The following is a 17103-nucleotide window of genomic DNA, read 5'->3' as shown; positions in this document are numbered from 1 at the left end:
CATAACCGAGTACCCATCATGTCTGAGCCGAAAAGGCTGTTCTTTGCCATTGAATTGCCCGACGAGGTTCGTGAGCAGATCATCGCCTGGCGCGCCGGTCATTTTTCCCCGGACGACGGCAGGCCGGTCGCCGCAGCGAATTTGCACCTGACGCTGGCGTTTTTAGGCGAGGTGAGCGCGAGCAAGCAACAGGCGTTATCACAGCTTGCCGGACGCATCCGTCAGCCGGGCTTTACGCTCAGGCTGGATGACGCGGGCCAGTGGCTACGTTCGCGGGTCGTCTGGCTGGGGATGCGACAGCCGCCGCGCGGGCTGCTGCAACTGGCAAACATGTTACGCGCCCAGGCGGCGCGCAGCGGTTGTTATCAAAGCCCGCAGCCTTTTCATCCGCATATTACGCTGCTGCGCGACGCCAGCCATGCGGTCGCCATTCCAGCGCCGGGTTTTTGCTGGTCGTTTCCGGTCAATGAATTTGCGCTTTATGCCTCGTCGTTCGAACGCGGCCGCACACGTTACACACAGCTACAGCGCTGGACGCTTGCCGAATAAAATAGTCTGCAAAAGCAGGCTTTAAGGAAATCACATGCAGTTCTCTCCGCCATTACAGCGCGCCACCTTAATTCAGCGCTACAAACGTTTTTTAGCTGATGTCATTACGCCGGACGGCACGGAATTAACGTTACACTGCCCAAATACCGGTGCGATGACCGGATGCGCCACGCCGGGCGATACCGTCTGGTATTCGACATCAGAAAATACTAAACGCAAATATCCGCACACCTGGGAATTAACGCAAACCCGGACAGGCGCACTTATCTGCGTTAACACCCTGTGGGCAAACAGATTAACGAAGGAAGCGATTCAGAATGAGCAGCTTTCAGAACTTTCAGGCTACAGCCTGTTAAAAAGCGAAGTAAAATACGGCGCGGAACGCAGCCGTATTGATTTCATGTTACAGGCAGATTCCCGACCCGACTGCTATATTGAAGTGAAATCGGTCACATTAGCGGAACAAGAGTATGGTTATTTTCCCGATGCCGTCACCTTACGGGGACAAAAACACCTTCGGGAACTGATGAGCGTAGCGGCTGAAGGCCATCGCGCCGTGGTGTTATTCGCGGTGCTGCATTCAGCCATTACACGGTTTTCACCCGCGCGGCATATCGATGCAAAATATGCGCAACTATTGATTGAAGCACAGCTAAAGGGGGTAGAAATTCTGGTTTATAAAGCCGAACTTTCTGCCGAAGGTATGACTCTAAAAGAACCGTTACCCATGACTTTATAATGGCGTAAACAATCGGTTAATTAGTATTCTGGTCGCGTACGCAAATACGCTTTTCCTCACAGGGTTGTCAAGTGTTACGTTTAGATAATTGCTATCCTGAAAAGCATCTGCTATTTATAGCGACCTGATTTTTCCCCCGACAATGGGGATCGATAGTGCGTGTTAAGGAGAAGCAACATGCAAGAAGGGCAAAACCGTAAAACATCGTCCCTGAGTATTCTCGCCATCGCTGGGGTGGAGCCGTACCAGGAGAAACCGGGCGAAGAGTATATGAACGAAGCCCAGCTGTCGCACTTCAAGCGTATTCTTGAAGCATGGCGTAATCAACTCAGGGATGAAGTCGATCGCACTGTGACTCATATGCAGGACGAAGCGGCTAACTTCCCTGATCCGGTTGACCGTGCCGCGCAGGAAGAAGAATTTAGCCTTGAGCTGCGTAACCGCGACCGTGAGCGCAAACTGATCAAAAAGATCGAGAAAACGCTGAAGAAAGTGGAAGACGAAGATTTTGGCTACTGCGAATCCTGCGGTGTCGAAATTGGTATTCGCCGTCTGGAAGCGCGTCCAACAGCCGATCTGTGCATCGACTGCAAAACGCTGGCTGAGATCCGCGAAAAACAAATGGCGGGCTAATCCCGTCAGACCGTAGAACGCCGGATGGCGCTACGCTTATCCTGCCTGGCAACAATTCATAGGCCGGATGAAGGGTTTGCGCCGCCATCCGGCAAAATCCGGGCGGGGTTATCTCCCGCCTTATTCTTTTATATTGTCCACCGGTATGACCAACGCACACTATATTGGCCGCTTCGCCCCGTCCCCCTCTGGCGAGCTGCACTTTGGTTCACTGATCGCCGCCCTCGGTAGTTACCTGCGAGCCCGCTCTCAGCATGGGATCTGGCGAGTACGCATTGAAGATATCGATCCCCCTCGTGAAGTTCCCGGTGCCGCAGAGACAATTCTGCGTCAGCTGGAACATTACGGCCTGCACTGGGATGGCGATATATTGTGGCAGTCCCAACGCCATGACGCCTACCGCGACGCGCTCGCCTGGCTGCGCCAGCAGAATTTAAGCTACTACTGCACCTGCCCGCGCGCGCGTATTCAACGCATTGGCGGCGTTTACGACGGCCATTGCCGAACCTTGCAGCATGGGCCGGAAAATGCCGCCGTGCGGATTAAACAGTTCAGTCCGGTGATGCAATTTCATGACGTGCTGCGCGGTGATATCCAGGCCGACCCGCTGCTGGCGCGCGAGGATTTTATTATTCATCGCCGCGATGGTCTGTTCGCCTATAACCTGGCGGTGGTCGTGGACGATCATTTTCAGGGCGTCACGGAAATCGTGCGCGGCGCGGATTTAATCGAACCCACGGTACGGCAAATTTCGTTGTACCAGCAGTTCGGCTGGCGCGCGCCGGACTATATTCATCTGCCGTTGGCGCTCAACGAACAAGGCGCTAAACTTTCCAAACAGAATCATGCCCCAGCCTTGCCGGAGGGCGATCCACGCCCCGTACTCATTGCCGCGCTGCGCTTTCTGGGCCAGAACGCCACGGCGCAATGGCAGGATATGCATACCGACGAATTATTGCAGTACGCAGTGGATAACTGGACGCTTACGACGGTGCCGGAATCGGCAAGTGTAAATCCAGCATTCTCAAATGCGTCTTGCTGAGCTATGATTAGCCGCTATTTTTACGCAGTAACTTGTCCTGATTGATGTTTGACACTACCGAGGTGCACTATTTTTACCCGAGTCGCTAATTTTTGCCGCAAGGTGCTAAACCGCGAGGAGAGCGAGGCCGAGCTTGCCGTCGCCCGTCCACATATGACGGTAATCCCGCGTGAGCAGCACGCTATTTCCCGCAAAGATATCAGTGAAAATGCTCTGAAAGTAATGTACAGGCTCAATAAAGCGGGATATGAGGCCTGGCTGGTTGGCGGCGGCGTGCGCGATCTTCTGCTCGGCAAAAAACCGAAAGATTTCGATGTCACCACCAACGCAACGCCGGATCAGGTGCGGAAGTTGTTCCGTAACTGTCGTCTGGTGGGTCGCCGTTTCCGTCTGGCGCACGTCATGTTCGGCCCGGAGATTATCGAAGTGGCGACATTTCGTGGCCACCATGAAGGCAACGACAGCGACCGCGCCACCTCCCAGCGCGGGCAAAACGGCATGCTGTTGCGCGATAACATCTTCGGCTCCATTGAAGAAGACGCCCAGCGTCGCGACTTCACCATTAACAGCCTCTATTACAGCGTGGCGGATTTCACCGTGCGCGATTACGTCGGCGGTATGCAGGATCTGAAAGACGGCGTGATTCGCCTGATCGGCAACCCTGAAACGCGTTACCGCGAAGATCCGGTGCGAATGCTGCGTGCAGTCCGTTTCGCCGCAAAACTCGATATGCGCATCAGCCCGGAAACCGCAGAGCCGATTCCGCGCCTGGCGACCTTACTCAACGATATTCCGCCCGCGCGTCTGTTTGAAGAGTCCCTGAAGCTTCTGCAAGCGGGATATGGTTTCGAAACCTACAAAAAGCTGCGTGAATACAGCCTGTTCCAGCCCCTGTTCCCCACCATTACGCGTTATTTCACCGAAAACGGCGACAGCGCGATGGAGCGCATCATTGCGCAGGTGCTGAAAAATACCGATAACCGCATCCATAACGACATGCGCGTTAACCCGGCGTTCTTGTTTGCCGCCATGTTCTGGTATCCGTTGCTGGAAATGGCGCAGAAAATCGCTCAGGAGAGCGGCCTGGCCTATTACGACGCCTTTGCGCTGGCCATGAACGAGGTGCTGGACGAAGCGTGCCGTTCGCTGGCGATCCCGAAACGCCTCACCACGTTAACCCGTGATATCTGGCAACTCCAGTTGCGGATGTCCCGCCGCCAGGGCAAACGCGCCTGGAAGCTGCTGGAGCACCCGAAATTCCGCGCCGCATACGATCTGCTGGCGTTGCGCGCCGAGGTGGAAAACAACGCTGAACTGCAACGTCTGGCGCAGTGGTGGGGCGAGTTCCAGGTTTCAGCGCCGCCCGATCAGAAAGGCATGCTGAATGAGCTGGATGAAGACCCCGCGCCGCGCCGCCGCCATCGTCGTCCGCGCAAACGCGCGCCACGCCGCGAGGGAACCGCGTGACGGTTGCCTATATCGCGCTCGGCAGCAACTTAGCCTCTCCGCTGGAGCAGGTTAATGCTGCCGTGAAGGCTATCGGCGACATCCCGGACAGCCGTATTGTTGCCGTTTCCTCGTTTTACCGCACTCCCCCGCTAGGCCCGCAGGATCAGCCCGACTACCTGAACGCCGCCGTTGCGCTGGAAACCCAACTGGCGCCGGAAGAACTGCTCAACCACACGCAGCGTATTGAGTTACAACAGGGTCGCGTTCGCAAAGCCGAACGCTGGGGGCCGCGCACACTCGATCTCGACATCATGCTGTTTGGTGATGACGTAATAAACACGCCCCGCCTGACGATACCGCACTACGACATGAAAAATCGCGGTTTTATGCTGTGGCCACTCTTTGAAATCGCCCCCGACCTGGTGTTCCCAGACGGCGTCACGCTGCATCATTACCTCACGCGCCTCGCAGCAGAAAAACCTGCCCACTGGTAAATTGCCCGCCCCTCTTTAGCGTTTACTGCTTTCGGGTTAATCGATTGCTTAAATCCATTGCCCCCATCAATGCTGCTGTTAAAATGCCGGTTAATATGACCTCCACCATCAGGAAACGTTATGAAACCGACGACTATCGCCTTGCTGCAAAAATGTAAGCAAGAGAAAAAGCGCTTCGCAACTATCACCGCCTACGATTACAGCTTTGCCAGACTCTTCGCTGACGAGGGTATCAACGTGATGCTGGTAGGCGACTCGCTGGGCATGACGGTTCAGGGACACGATTCCACCCTGCCTGTTACCGTAGAAGATATCGCTTACCACACGCGTGCGGTGCGCCGTGGCGCGCCTAACTGTCTCCTGCTCTCCGACCTGCCGTTTATGGCCTATGCCACCCCGGAGCAGGCGTTTGAAAACGCCGCCGTGGTGATGCGCGCGGGGGCGAATATGGTCAAAATCGAAGGCGGCGCCTGGCTGGTCGATACGGTAAAAATGCTCACCGAACGCGCGGTGCCGGTGTGCGGCCATCTGGGACTGACGCCGCAATCCGTCAACATCTTTGGCGGCTATAAGATCCAGGGGCGCGGCGATGCGGGGCAGATACTGCTGGATGATGCGCTGGCGCTGGAAGCGGCAGGCGCGCAGTTGCTGGTGCTGGAATGCGTACCGGTTGAGCTTGCTAAACGCGTCACCGAAGCGCTCTCCATTCCGGTCATCGGCATTGGCGCAGGCAACGTAACCGACGGTCAGATCCTGGTGATGCACGACGCCTTCGGCATTACCGGCGGCCACATTCCGAAATTTGCTAAAAATTTCCTGGCGGAAGCAGGCGACATGCGCGCCGCCGTGCGGCAGTATATTGCCGAGGTTGAGTCCAGCGTCTATCCGGGCGAAGAACACAGCTTCCATTAATGGGGTGCTTGTAGGCCGGATAAAACGCCCTGCGTCGCCATCCGGCAAAATGCCTGATGGCGCTACGCTTATCAGGCCTACAAACCACGGTCCATCAGGCAACTTAAGGAGTCTTGTTGTGCTAATTATTGAAACCCTGCCGCTGCTGCGACAGCATATTCGCCGCCTGCGCCAGGACGGTAAACGCATTGCGCTGGTGCCAACGATGGGCAACCTGCACGATGGTCATATGAAACTGGTTGAGGAAGCGAAAGCGCGCGCTGACGTCGTGGTGGTCAGTATTTTCGTTAACCCAATGCAGTTTGACCGCCCGGACGATCTGGTACGCTACCCACGAACGTTGCAGGAAGATTGCGAAAAGCTGAACAAACGCAAAGTGGATTTCGTGTTCGCGCCGGCGCCAGCGGAAATTTACCCGCAAGGCACCGACGGCCAGACTTACGTTGATGTTCCCGGGCTGTCCACCATGCTGGAAGGCGCCAGCCGTCCGGGCCATTTCCGTGGTGTTTCCACCATCGTCAGCAAACTCTTCAATCTCGTCCAGCCGGACATCGCCTGCTTTGGCGAAAAGGACTTCCAGCAACTGGCTTTAATCCGCAAGATGGTGGCCGATATGGGCTACGACATCGAGATCGTCGGCGTACCGATTATTCGCGCCAAAGATGGTTTAGCGCTGAGTTCGCGTAACGGTTACCTGACCGCCGAACAGCGCAAAATTGCTCCTGGCTTAAATAAGGTGATGAACAGCGTCGCCGAGAAATTGCTGGCGGGTAATCGCGATCTGGAAGAGATGATCGCCGTCGCCGAGCAGGAGCTGAATGAAAAAGGCTTCCGCGCGGATGACATTCAGATTCGCGACGCGGACACGCTGCTGGAACTCACCGATAGCAGCAAACGCGCGGTGATCCTGATGGCGGCATGGCTGGGTCAGGCTCGCCTGATCGACAATCAGTCCGTTACATTAACCCAGTAGACAGGGGTTAAAAATCAGGCAATACTGCCTGAGAATTTCCTCAAAGCAGGCGACGCCTGCTTCGTTATCGCTAAGATTTAAAGGTAGAAGTTATGATTCGCACTATGCTGCAGGGCAAACTCCACCGCGTGAAAGTGACTCAGGCGGACCTGCACTACGAAGGTTCCTGCGCCATTGATCAGGATTTTCTGGACGCAGCCGGTATTCTTGAAAACGAAGCCATTGATATCTGGAACGTGACTAACGGCAAGCGCTTCTCAACCTATGCGATTGCCGCCGAACGTGGTTCCAGAATCATCTCCGTGAACGGCGCAGCGGCGCACTGCGCTGCGGTGGGCGATATCGTGATCATCGCAAGTTTCGTTACCATGTCAGACGAAGAAGCGCGTCGCTGGCAGCCCAACGTCGCCTATTTTGAAGGCGATAATGAAATGAAGCGCACCGCGAAAGCGATCCCGGTACAGGTTGCCTGATATTTCCCAAATATATTATTATATTAATAAAAGGAGCCGAAAAACTTCAGCTCCTTTTATTTTAAATAATTCCGGTCTTTCTTATCAGGACAACTAATAATATTAGCGGAGGCGTTATCAGAAAATTTAAACAAACGTTTAACAATCCATCGTTATATTTATTTATATCATTAAATTCTTTTCCTCACAAATTCATCAGGTGAATAACCAAAAATAAAAACACTTACCTTTCAATGAAATAACCATCAGTTAAGTTTACTTAAACACCATTTAAGTAAAGATAATTACAATTATCAATAAATATTTTCCTATACTCCGCAAAGTTAATGTAATTCCCCGGCCGGCCTTTACGCTTAACAGACGAAGTACTTTTTCTAAAAACGTAAAGTACACTTATTATCTAATACGGATGTTTATCAAAATGGCATTGAAAAAATACGCATTAGCTGCGGCAGTTCTGGCAACTATTTCCAGTTCAGCATTCGCAGCAGACGCGGATCGTGGCACCATCACCTTCCACGGCCTGGTCACCCCGAATACCTGTAACATCACGCTGAAAGATGATCCACTGAGCTCCCAGACAACTAAAGACTTCAACGTCACTCTGCCGACCGTGTCAGTAGAAGACTTCACCCCAGGTACTGCTGCCGACGTTAACAGCACCCTGGGCCAGGCTAAGTTCGCGCTGTCTATTTCCTGTGCGGATACTGAGTTGCAGTCTGCTGATGCGCAGTTTGATTCCTGGGGCGGTTCTTCCGCAAACAACGAAGGCGCACTGGTTCCACCAACTGGCCTGCAAGGTTCAGCAACCAACGTAAGCCTGGTTCTGCACAACGATGGCAACACGAAGACCGATCTGATCAAAATCGATCATCCTAACAACACTCAGTCAACCACGCTGACTGATGGCAAAGGCGAACTGAACTACACCGTCGCTTATATGGGCCCGGCTACTGGCGTAACCAGCGGTTCCGTGCAGGCACAGGTTGCCTTCACCATGAACTACCAATAAGCAACAGGACTGTTGTTCTTCATCCTCTGGCTTAAGCCAGAGGATGTTTTCGTTACATCCAACAGGGAGTGGGTAGCATTATGTTCAGCCTGACGTTAAAAACCGGATTAAAAACCCTCACCGCCGCCATGATCGGCATCGCCTCGTTTCAGGCATGCGCCGACGTGGTTATCTCCGGCACACGCATCGTATATCAACAATCCATGAAAGATGTGATTGTGAACCTGGATAACCGAGGCAAAAACCCGCTGTTACTTCAGATCTGGCTGGATGACGGGAGCCCGAACGTTAACCCGCAGGAATTAAAACTGCCTTTTGTCATTACCCCGCCCATTTCACGCATCGATCCAGGGAAAGGCCAGTCTGTGCGTGTGACATATTTACAGCAGCCGCTGCCGCAGGATCGGGAATCCTTATTCTGGTTTAACGTGCTGGAAATTCCCAAAAAAGCAACGGCGAAAGACGGCGAAAGCCAGAACCAACTGCAACTCGCTTTCCGTACCCGTATTAAGCTATTTTTCCGCCCGGACGGCTTAAAAGGCACCCCAGGTGAGGCGATGAAGCAGGTTAAATGGTCGCAAATGCGCCAGGGCAACACCCTGTCTTTAGTTGGCCGTAACGACTCGCCCTATAACGTTTCACTCTCCAGCGCAACGTTTAAGGTCGGCGCCAAAGAGTATGAAATTGACAGTAAGTCGATTAAGCCGTTCTCCAGCGAAACCATGACGGTTAAAGGATTAACGAATAACGCCAGCGGAGAAGTGGTGTATATCGCTATCAATGATTTTGGCGGAACGGAAAAACTCACCGCCAACGTTAATTAATAAATTAAAAATATATTTTTTCTTCTTATATAACGGCAACCCGCTTTAATCGACTGGACTTGTTATGATTTTTCGACGATCTCTATTATGTCTCGCCATTAGTGCGGCATTGCCGTTCTCTGTTCATGCGGCGGGAAATACGCCTGCACAGTCCTCTGCTCCCGACTCAGAGGAAATGGTAGAGTTTAACGATCAATTCCTGCTGAATATGGGGAGTGCAGTCGATGTAAGCCGTTATGCTCAGGGTAATCCAATATTACCGGGAACCTACCGGGCGAAAATAAGCCTGAACGGTGAAAATAAATCGACGCAAAACATCGAATTTAAAGATAACGGAACGCCACGCGCCACGCCGTGTATTACCGCATTGTTGCTGAAACAAGCGGGCGTTGATAGTAGCGTGCTGGGGAATACTATTTCCGACGATGATACAACCTGTATTGATATCAAAAAATATTACCCCCACTCGTCGGTGAATTTCGATACCTCAAAACTCACCCTGGAATTGACGATGCCGCAGCTTTACGTTCTCAAACGCCCGGCGGGATATGTCGATCCATCATTATGGGATGCAGGTATTCCGGCGGCGTTGCTGTCGTACAATCTCAACGCCTGGCATAGCGAAAGCGATGGCAATAATTCCGACACGGCTTACGCCGGTCTGCAATATGGGCTGAATTTGGGCGCATGGCGGCTGCGCTCCCGCGGCACCTACAACTGGGATAAAGACAACGGTTCGGATTACTCCAGCCAGGACATTTACCTCCAGCGCGACATTCCGGCGTTAACCGCGCAGGTTGTGGCGGGCGAAACCTACACCAACGGCGACACCTTCGACTCCGTCAGCCTGCGCGGGATGCGCCTGTACAGCGACGATCGCATGCGCCCGGAAGGCCGTACCAACTACTCACCGGTCATTCGTGGCGTCGCCAACAGCAACGCCAAAGTCACCGTCATGCAAAGCGGCAGCAAAATTTATGAAACCACCGTACCGCCAGGCCCGTTTGAACTGAGCGATCTCAGCACCACCGGCTACGGTAACGATCTACAGGTGACTGTAGAAGAGTCTGACGGCAGCAAGAGAACCTTCACGGTTCCTTTTTCCTCGGTTACGCAGATGATGCGTCCGGGAACCTCACGCTGGGAGTTTGGCGCGGGCGAACTGAACGACGATTCGCTGCATGACAGACCGAACATTGGTTACGCCACCTGGTATTACGGTCTCAACAACACCTTTACCGGCTACGCGGGCGTGCAGTACAGCGACATGGATTTTTACGCCGGTTTGCTTGGCGTGGCGATGAACACCGCGATCGGCGCCTTCGCGTTAGACGTCACGCAGTCACATGCACAAATTGACGAGCTGGGGACGCTGACCGGCCAAAGCTATCGCCTGACGTACAGCAAGGTCATCGAAACCACCGACACCTCATTCAATGTGGCGGCATACCGTTTCTCGACGGAAGACTACCTCAGCTTGCGGGACGCCGCCGCGCTACAGGACGACGTGAAATACGGCAGCTATAAGAATCAGTCATATGAGTCCAGCGACGAACTCTATTCTGACTATCAGCGTATGAAAAACCAGTTTCAGATTAGCGTCAGTCAACCGCTGGCGTTCAATGGTGAAAACTACGGCTCGCTCTATGTCACCGGTACCTGGGAAGACTACTGGAATGAGAGTGGTTCCACCTCAAACTACAGCGCAGGTTACAGCAATGACTTCCGCTATGGCAGCTACAGCATCTCGCTCCAGCGTACCTATGATGAAGATGGCGAAAAAGATGACAGCGTTTATCTCAACGTCAGCATTCCGTTAAGCACGTTCTCCAGTGAACGTAAAAATATTGCCGGTTTTAACAACGTCAATATGAGCGCGCGTACGGATATGGAAGGCAGCGCCAACTTTAACAACACCGCCAGCGGTAATACTGAAGACGGTAAGATTAACTACTCCATCAGTACGGCAAGCAATACCGGTGATTATGGCGATTTGAATCAGATCAGCGGTTACGGCTCGTGGAGCAGTCCGTATGGCCCCCTGTCAGTCTCTACCTCTTTTAGCGATGACAGCAGCAAACAATATTCCGCCAACTATAGCGGCGGCATGGTGGTTCACACTGGCGGCCTGACGATGGCGCCAGGAACATTAAGTGACACCGGCCCCATCATTCTGGTTCATGCCAGCGGCGCAAAAGGCGCGCAGCTCGGTTACGGCAAAGGTGAAATAGGTCGTTCAGGATACGCGATTATGCCGTATGCCTCGGCTTACCGTGAGAACCGCGTTGGGCTGAATATCAGTTCTCTGGACGCCGACGTCGAGGTCAAAAACACCAGTGAAACCATCGTCCCGCGTGATGGCGCCGTGGTGCTGGTCAACTTCGAAACCGACGAAGGTCGTTCTCTCATCCTTGAACTTCTACGCAACGATAAAGGCTTTATTCCACTCGGCGCAGACGTCCTGACCGATAAAGGCGAGCTGGTCGGCGCCGTCGGTCAGGCCGGGCAGGCTTATGTGCGCGGCGTAGAAGATCAGGGCACCCTGCGAGTTGTCTGGGGTAAAGAAGCAGGTAGCGCCTGTACGGTGAATTATCACATTACCGACAGCGCACAAAAGGCAGGATTAACCACAATCCTGAACAATCAACTCTGTCATATGCAATAAGTTATTTTTCTACAGGGAGTTCCCTTAATGACTTTAAAAAGTAATAAATATCTCCGCAGTTTACCTGTCGCTATGTTAGCGCTGGCGGTGTGTTCATCCGTTCATGCAGACAACGGCGACAGCATCGACATTACCTTCCGAGCCAATATCCGGGACACAACCTGTGATATGACGATTAATGACTCGGACAGTAGCTCCACCATCATCATCGGCGCCGACGGCAAAGTGTCGCTGGGCGATATCATTAAATACCAGACCAGCGAGGCAGCGTCAGGGCCAACGATGGCGCAATTCGCCCTGAAAATTAAAAACTGCCCGGAATCCGTAACCGGAATTAAAGCCTCCATCAGCGGCACGACCTCCGGTTACGACGGCGGTACGCCGAAAACCATCCTCCTCCCCGGTACGGGTGAGACAGGCCCCACCGGGGTTGGCCTGAAATTCTCTCGTGTCAGTGCGCCAACCAGCTATTTTGCTATTTTTGCCAACGAAACGGAGACCTCAGATAACGATGCCGAGGTAATTAAATGGAGTCCTGCTGAAATAGACAGCAAACAGGTCGACCTTGTGGCGCGTCTGGTGACGACAAGGATCTCCGGTACAACCCCGGCGGTTGGCGCCTTCCAGGCAACAGCAACCTTTAACTTTAGCTATGAATAATTCCTGCGATATAACGGAGCATCATAATGAAATCTAATTCTCTTTTTCTCGCGCTGGCGGTAGCTGGTGGATTATTCAGCGGCCTGACCCACGCCGCCCCGGTGACAGGCACCAATCAGTTGCAGGCTATCTTTACCACTGAGATCCTCCCCGGCACCTGTAACACCCAGGTGACGGATGCAGATGGCCCGACCAGCACGATTGACTTCGGCGATCTGTATAAGAACGAAGTCGGTACGCGTACCGAATCCTTTAATATCGCACTGACCGAATGCGCGGGCGTGTTAACCACAACCGTGGCGGCTCAGCCAGGGGCAGGCAATACCTGTTCCGGCGACTCCTACGCGACAACAGGCGCCACGAATACCGCCGTTGAGATCTGGGAAACCGCCGCAGACTCAGGCACCCAGTTAGCCTGCCAGACGGGCAACCCTTCGAATGTACTGACGCATTCGTTTGGTTCGAAGAATATGAACCAAAGCTACACCTATCCTCTGGTGGCTCGCTGGGTCGTTGCGAATGGTAAAACAGCCGCTGATATCACAACAGGTGAAGCGACGTCGCTTATCACCTTTTTAGTCACCTACCAGTAATGTAGCCAGCGGGCAACTATGCGACAGACACTATTTTTTATGCGATTTACTTTCGCCCTGCTGGTGGGCCTGGCAGGACTGTGGCCTGTCGTCAGTCAGGCTGACGACAGCGGAATGGACGTCAATTTTAAGGCGAAGATTCTGGCCAATACCTGCCAAGTAAGCCTGGAAAATGGCGGTAATGTCGAGTTGCCAACCGTCACGCGCAGTTGGTTTTACAATACGGACAACAGCGATCGCCTGCGGCCGGAAACGGACGCTGGCGGTACAACGTTTACCATTCAGGTTGTCAACTGCGACGTGCCGCCAGCAGGAAGCGAAGGAAGCCAGCAGCTTCATTTTCGATTTGAACCGCAATTCGGTATAAACCCCGACAACAGCCAGGTATTTATCAATAACGCGGTCAGCGATCAGGCCAGAAATGTCGGTGTGGTTGTTTTTTCCGCCACACACCACACGAACGTATTGAATAGCGATGGCAGTTCCGACGTAGCGTATGACCTTAGCGGGCAAGCGGCACCGCTCTTTCCAGCAGATTATGTGTTTTACGCCCGTTACCAGAACACGGGCGATGTCGGCAACGGACTGGTGACCAGCAATGTGGTGGTCAATGTAACCTATCAGTAAAGGGATTTATGATGAAATTACGCTATTTACTGCCGCTATTATTTTGCGTGCTCTCCATTTTCGCCAGGCAAGCGTTAGCAGACACCGCATGTCATTTTACGACACAGCAGGCCGATATACCGTCTTTCTGGACTGCCAGAACGCTCATTGGCCCCATCGGAGGCATTGATACGCCGCTCATCATTATGAACCCTCAGTCTATGGAGGGTGATTTCCCTTTATTCCAGGGAGCGGCGCCCATCACATGCGGAGGTAATGGGAGCAATGCCGTAACGTTGACCGGCCCTACCGATGCCAATTTGTGGGATCACTATACCACTCAGGGGTCAAATGGCCCTACCGGGCTGCTCAAAACCTCGATTCCCGGCATTGTTTACACCTATTCCGTGAGGTGTATCGGGAACTGCCACAACGGCAACAACACTAACGATCTGGATTTAAACCTGCCGCTGCCCGGAGGAACGTCAACCTTCCCAAGCCATGGCGATGCCCCCTGGACGGGGCCTAGCGCAACACGCAACTGGGATATCTTCGTCACGATGTATCAGACGCCAGACTACCACCCCCGAAATGGTCAGACGGACGGGAACGCGCTGCCAGGGAAAATCGGTACTCTGCACATAGGAGATGCCGGGCAAAACGATCTCGACCTTATGATGAGTGGAGCATCGATGGCGTTTTCCGTCATGGAGCCGACCTGCCAGGGGATGGGGATAAATAATGACGAATACGATCGGGACGTGGATTTTGGCGACTTTTACCGTTCCGATTTCGAAAAAACGGGCGAGTCGGTAGAAAAGCCGTTTACGTTTAACTTATTCCGCTGCTCATTGACGACCGTTACCGTCACCCTGACCGGCAATCATGGCGCAGACAATACGATTCTCACCAACTCTTCAGGGAGCGCCGAGGGCGTGGGCGTAAAAATTCGTTCCATTATCAATAACAACACACAAACAATGAAGGTAGACGGTTCGGAGCGTGTCGGTATCACCTACAGCGGAAATCGTGAGTGGTATCATGAATCTATTGGTCTGGATTTCACCGGGCAGTTAATCAAAATCGGTACAATTAAAGCCGGCACTTTTGAAACCGTCGGTACTTTCACCCTCAGCTACGAATAACGTTCCCTGCGGCTGACTGCCTGTCAGCCGCATCATCGCCTCCACGAATTGACCGTCAGTACGCGTACAAATCATGCTTCAGCACAAAAGGCGGATTTTTTTGCTGTTGATGCCAGAGACTGGTGACATCGGGCGCGCCGAGAGAAACAATGGTGTCACGGAACGCCGCGCTGCTCATGGATTCCCGCGCGGCAAGCATTTCTTCAAGCAATGAATACGTCACACCGGCAATCACTTCGCAGCCGGAATGTTTATGGCTCATCAGCGACGCCACACGATAAGGCGCGGCGCCGGACGTGTCCGTTAAAAAGATCACCCCATCGCCGGAATCCGCCTGGTGTAATGCTTCACACATCATACGGCTGAGCATATTGGTACTCAGACCGCGCCAGAAGTTCACCGCCCGGCACTGCGCCAGCGGGCCATGTTTTTCTTCCAGACGATCCTGTAGCTCCTGCGCGCGATCGTCATGACAGGTAATCACCCAACCCAACATAGCCTACCTCCTTAGCAAGCAAGTAGTTTATCAGTGTGATAAATGAGTAAGGGTGATAAACGTCAAAGTCTGCCTCTCCCCCCGGCGGAGGAGAGGAAAAACATTACGTGCGCAAGCCGCGTCCGCGCTGAATTAAGTACCAGCACAGCAGGTAAAACGCCAGGATAAACACGGCCAGCACGCCGAACGTAGTGACCAGAGGTACGTCGTGAATGCCCAGGAAACCATAGCGGAAGCCGCTGATCATGTAGACAATCGGGTTCAGATGCGACAATCCTTGCCAGAACGGCGGTAGCAGCGTCAGGGAATAAAACACCCCGCCCAGGTAAGTGAGCGGCGTCAGCACGAACGTCGGGATCAGGCTGATATCATCAAAGGTCTTCGCAAAGACCGAGTTCAGCAGCCCTGCCAGCGAAAACAGCACCGCCGTCAGCACCAGCGTTAACGCCACGAACACCCAGGAGTGTACCTGGAACGGCACAAAGAACAGCGAAATCACCGTAACCAGAACCCCTACGCACAGCCCGCGCGCCACGCCGCCGCCAATATATCCGACGATAATGACGTGCGTCGGGACAGGCGCCACCAGCAGTTCTTCAATGTTGCGCTGGAATTTGGCGCTAAAGAAGGATGAGGCCACATTGGCATACGCGTTGGTGATCACCGCCATCATGATTAAGCCCGGCACGATAAACTGCATATAGCTAAAACCGTGCATCTCGCCAATGCGTGAGCCAATCAGATTACCGAAGATAATAAAATAGAGCGTCATGGTGATGACCGGCGGCACCAGCGTCTGCACCCAGATACGCATAAAGCGGTTAATCTCTTTCGCCCAGATGCTTTTCAGCGCGACCCAATACAGCTGCATCATCCGCGATCTCCTTTTTTATCATGCACCAGAGAGACAAACAGTTCTTCCAGGCGGTTTGCCTTGTTACGCATACTGAGAACCTGAACGCCCTGGCTGCTCAGTTGCGAAAAGACGCTATTGATGCCCTGTTCCCGCAATACTTCGACCTCCAGCGTCGAGGTATCCACCAGACGGTACTGATAGCCTTCCAGCCTCGGCAGCGGGCTTTTCGCCGCCAGATCGAGAATAAACGTCTCGGATTTCAGCTTAGAGAGCAGATTTTTCATCGAGGTGTTTTCCACCAGCGCGCCGTGCTGAATGATACCGATGTTGCGACACAGCATTTCCGCTTCTTCAAGATAGTGCGTCGTCAGGATAATCGTGGTGCCTTTGTCGTTTAAATCCTTCAAAAAGCCCCACATTGAGCGGCGAAGTTCAATATCCACCCCTGCGGTGGGTTCATCCAGAATCAACAGTTTCGGCTCATGCATCAGTGCCCGGGCGATCATCAAACGACGCTTCATCCCGCCGGAGAGCATACGCGCACGTTCGTTACGTTTTTCCCACAGATCGAGTTGTTTCAGGTACTTTTCGCTGCGCGCAACGGCTTCTTTACGCTCAACGCCGTAGTACCCCGCCTGATTGACGACGATCTGCTGGACGGTTTCAAACGGGTTGAAGTTAAATTCCTGCGGCACCAGGCCAAGCTGGCGTTTGGCGTTGACCACATCTTTTTCAAGGTCGTAACCAAAGACGCAGACGCGCCCGGAGGTTTTGTTAACCAGCGAGCTGATAATGCCAATGGTGGTTGATTTCCCCGCCCCGTTTGGCCCCAGAAGCGCATAAAAATCACCCGCCTCAACCTGCAAATCGATCCCACGGAGCGCCTGAACGCCGCCCGGATACGTTTTTTTAAGTTGCTGAAGTTCCAGTGCAATGGTCATGAATTTTTACTTACCTTACGTTCTTACACTTTATTTACACT

Annotated in this window: 19 protein-coding genes; 16 read left to right on the top strand and 3 right to left on the bottom strand. The window is 53.2% G+C overall.

All coding sequences use genetic code 11. The features are described from left to right. Positions 1-18: 18 nt before the first annotated feature. The 16 genes from thpR (at position 19) to OGV82_RS22520 (ending at position 14769) form a co-directional block, all read left to right on the top strand. Positions 19-549 (top strand): RNA 2',3'-cyclic phosphodiesterase, encoded by a 531-nt coding sequence (gene thpR / locus OGV82_RS22595; RefSeq protein WP_047458852.1) that lies wholly within the window; start codon positions 19-21, stop codon positions 547-549. A 34-nt stretch (positions 550-583) separates the two neighbouring features. After that, a complete protein-coding gene (gene sfsA, locus OGV82_RS22590) occupies positions 584-1288 on the top strand; it encodes a DNA/RNA nuclease SfsA (protein WP_012134013.1) in 705 nt (234 codons plus the stop codon). Between the two features lie 177 nt (positions 1289-1465). Further along, positions 1466-1921, top strand: coding sequence for an RNA polymerase-binding protein DksA (gene dksA / locus OGV82_RS22585; protein WP_001155232.1), 456 nt, complete (start codon positions 1466-1468; stop codon positions 1919-1921). A 145-nt stretch (positions 1922-2066) separates the two neighbouring features. Continuing rightward, positions 2067-2963, top strand: a complete 897-nt coding sequence (gluQRS, locus tag OGV82_RS22580; RefSeq protein ID WP_012134014.1) for a tRNA glutamyl-Q(34) synthetase GluQRS — start codon at positions 2067-2069, stop codon at positions 2961-2963. Positions 2964-3032: 69 nt separating this feature from the next. Continuing rightward, positions 3033-4430: a polynucleotide adenylyltransferase PcnB gene (gene pcnB / locus OGV82_RS22575; RefSeq protein ID WP_204267647.1), complete on the top strand. Its 1398-nt coding sequence runs from the start codon at positions 3033-3035 to the stop codon at positions 4428-4430. Then, positions 4427-4906, top strand: coding sequence for a 2-amino-4-hydroxy-6-hydroxymethyldihydropteridine diphosphokinase (gene folK, locus OGV82_RS22570; protein ID WP_101744228.1), 480 nt, complete (start codon positions 4427-4429; stop codon positions 4904-4906). Before pcnB ends, folK begins: the two co-directional genes overlap by 4 nt. A 120-nt stretch (positions 4907-5026) precedes the next feature. Next, positions 5027-5818 carry a 3-methyl-2-oxobutanoate hydroxymethyltransferase gene (gene panB / locus OGV82_RS22565; protein ID WP_047458863.1) on the top strand — a complete coding sequence of 264 codons (792 nt, stop codon included), beginning with the start codon at positions 5027-5029 and terminating at the stop codon, positions 5816-5818. A 118-nt stretch (positions 5819-5936) separates the two neighbouring features. Next, a complete protein-coding gene (gene panC, locus OGV82_RS22560; protein ID WP_024130695.1) occupies positions 5937-6791 on the top strand; it encodes a pantoate--beta-alanine ligase in 855 nt (284 codons plus the stop codon). A gap of 92 nt (positions 6792-6883) precedes the next feature. Next, positions 6884-7264, top strand: coding sequence for an aspartate 1-decarboxylase (gene panD, locus OGV82_RS22555; RefSeq protein WP_012134019.1), 381 nt, complete (start codon positions 6884-6886; stop codon positions 7262-7264). A 421-nt stretch (positions 7265-7685) separates the two neighbouring features. After that, entirely contained in the window at positions 7686-8276 is a 591-nt protein-coding gene (locus OGV82_RS22550; protein WP_024130696.1) for a fimbrial protein, read from the top strand. Positions 8277-8356: 80 nt separating this feature from the next. Further along, positions 8357-9100 (top strand): fimbrial chaperone, encoded by a 744-nt coding sequence (locus tag OGV82_RS22545; RefSeq protein ID WP_101744229.1) that lies wholly within the window; start codon positions 8357-8359, stop codon positions 9098-9100. A gap of 64 nt (positions 9101-9164) precedes the next feature. After that, positions 9165-11765 (top strand): outer membrane usher protein, encoded by a 2601-nt coding sequence (locus OGV82_RS22540; protein ID WP_101744230.1) that lies wholly within the window; start codon positions 9165-9167, stop codon positions 11763-11765. A gap of 27 nt (positions 11766-11792) precedes the next feature. Beyond that, complete coding sequence (locus OGV82_RS22535; RefSeq protein ID WP_101744231.1) at positions 11793-12425, top strand: fimbrial protein; 633 nt, start codon at positions 11793-11795, stop codon at positions 12423-12425. Positions 12426-12451: 26 nt separating this feature from the next. After that, a complete protein-coding gene (locus OGV82_RS22530; protein WP_012134024.1) occupies positions 12452-13018 on the top strand; it encodes a fimbrial protein in 567 nt (188 codons plus the stop codon). An 18-nt stretch (positions 13019-13036) separates the two neighbouring features. Beyond that, positions 13037-13645: a fimbrial-like protein gene (locus tag OGV82_RS22525; protein WP_012134025.1), complete on the top strand. Its 609-nt coding sequence runs from the start codon at positions 13037-13039 to the stop codon at positions 13643-13645. 8 nt (positions 13646-13653) lie between these two features. After that, complete coding sequence (locus tag OGV82_RS22520) at positions 13654-14769, top strand: fimbrial protein (protein WP_101744232.1); 1116 nt, start codon at positions 13654-13656, stop codon at positions 14767-14769. A gap of 55 nt (positions 14770-14824) precedes the next feature. On the opposite strand, the gene OGV82_RS22515 is transcribed toward OGV82_RS22520, so the two are convergent. The 3 genes from OGV82_RS22515 to OGV82_RS22505 form a co-directional block, all read right to left on the bottom strand. Beyond that, positions 14825-15265, bottom strand: coding sequence for a PTS sugar transporter subunit IIA (locus OGV82_RS22515; protein ID WP_012134027.1), 441 nt, complete (start codon positions 15263-15265; stop codon positions 14825-14827). A 103-nt stretch (positions 15266-15368) separates the two neighbouring features. Beyond that, entirely contained in the window at positions 15369-16139 is a 771-nt protein-coding gene (locus OGV82_RS22510; RefSeq protein ID WP_012134028.1) for an ABC transporter permease, read from the bottom strand. Continuing rightward, on the bottom strand, positions 16136-17062 hold the full coding sequence (locus OGV82_RS22505) for an ABC transporter ATP-binding protein (RefSeq protein WP_012134029.1): 927 nt from the start codon (positions 17060-17062) through the stop codon (positions 16136-16138). The genes OGV82_RS22510 and OGV82_RS22505 overlap by 4 nt, the downstream gene beginning before the upstream one ends. Positions 17063-17103: the final 41 nt, after the last annotated feature.

This window comes from Citrobacter sp. CK191 (genome assembly GCF_030333435.1).
GTDB classification, from domain to species: domain Bacteria; phylum Pseudomonadota; class Gammaproteobacteria; order Enterobacterales; family Enterobacteriaceae; genus Citrobacter_B; species Citrobacter_B koseri.
This window is presented reverse-complemented; position numbering and strand designations above follow the sequence as displayed.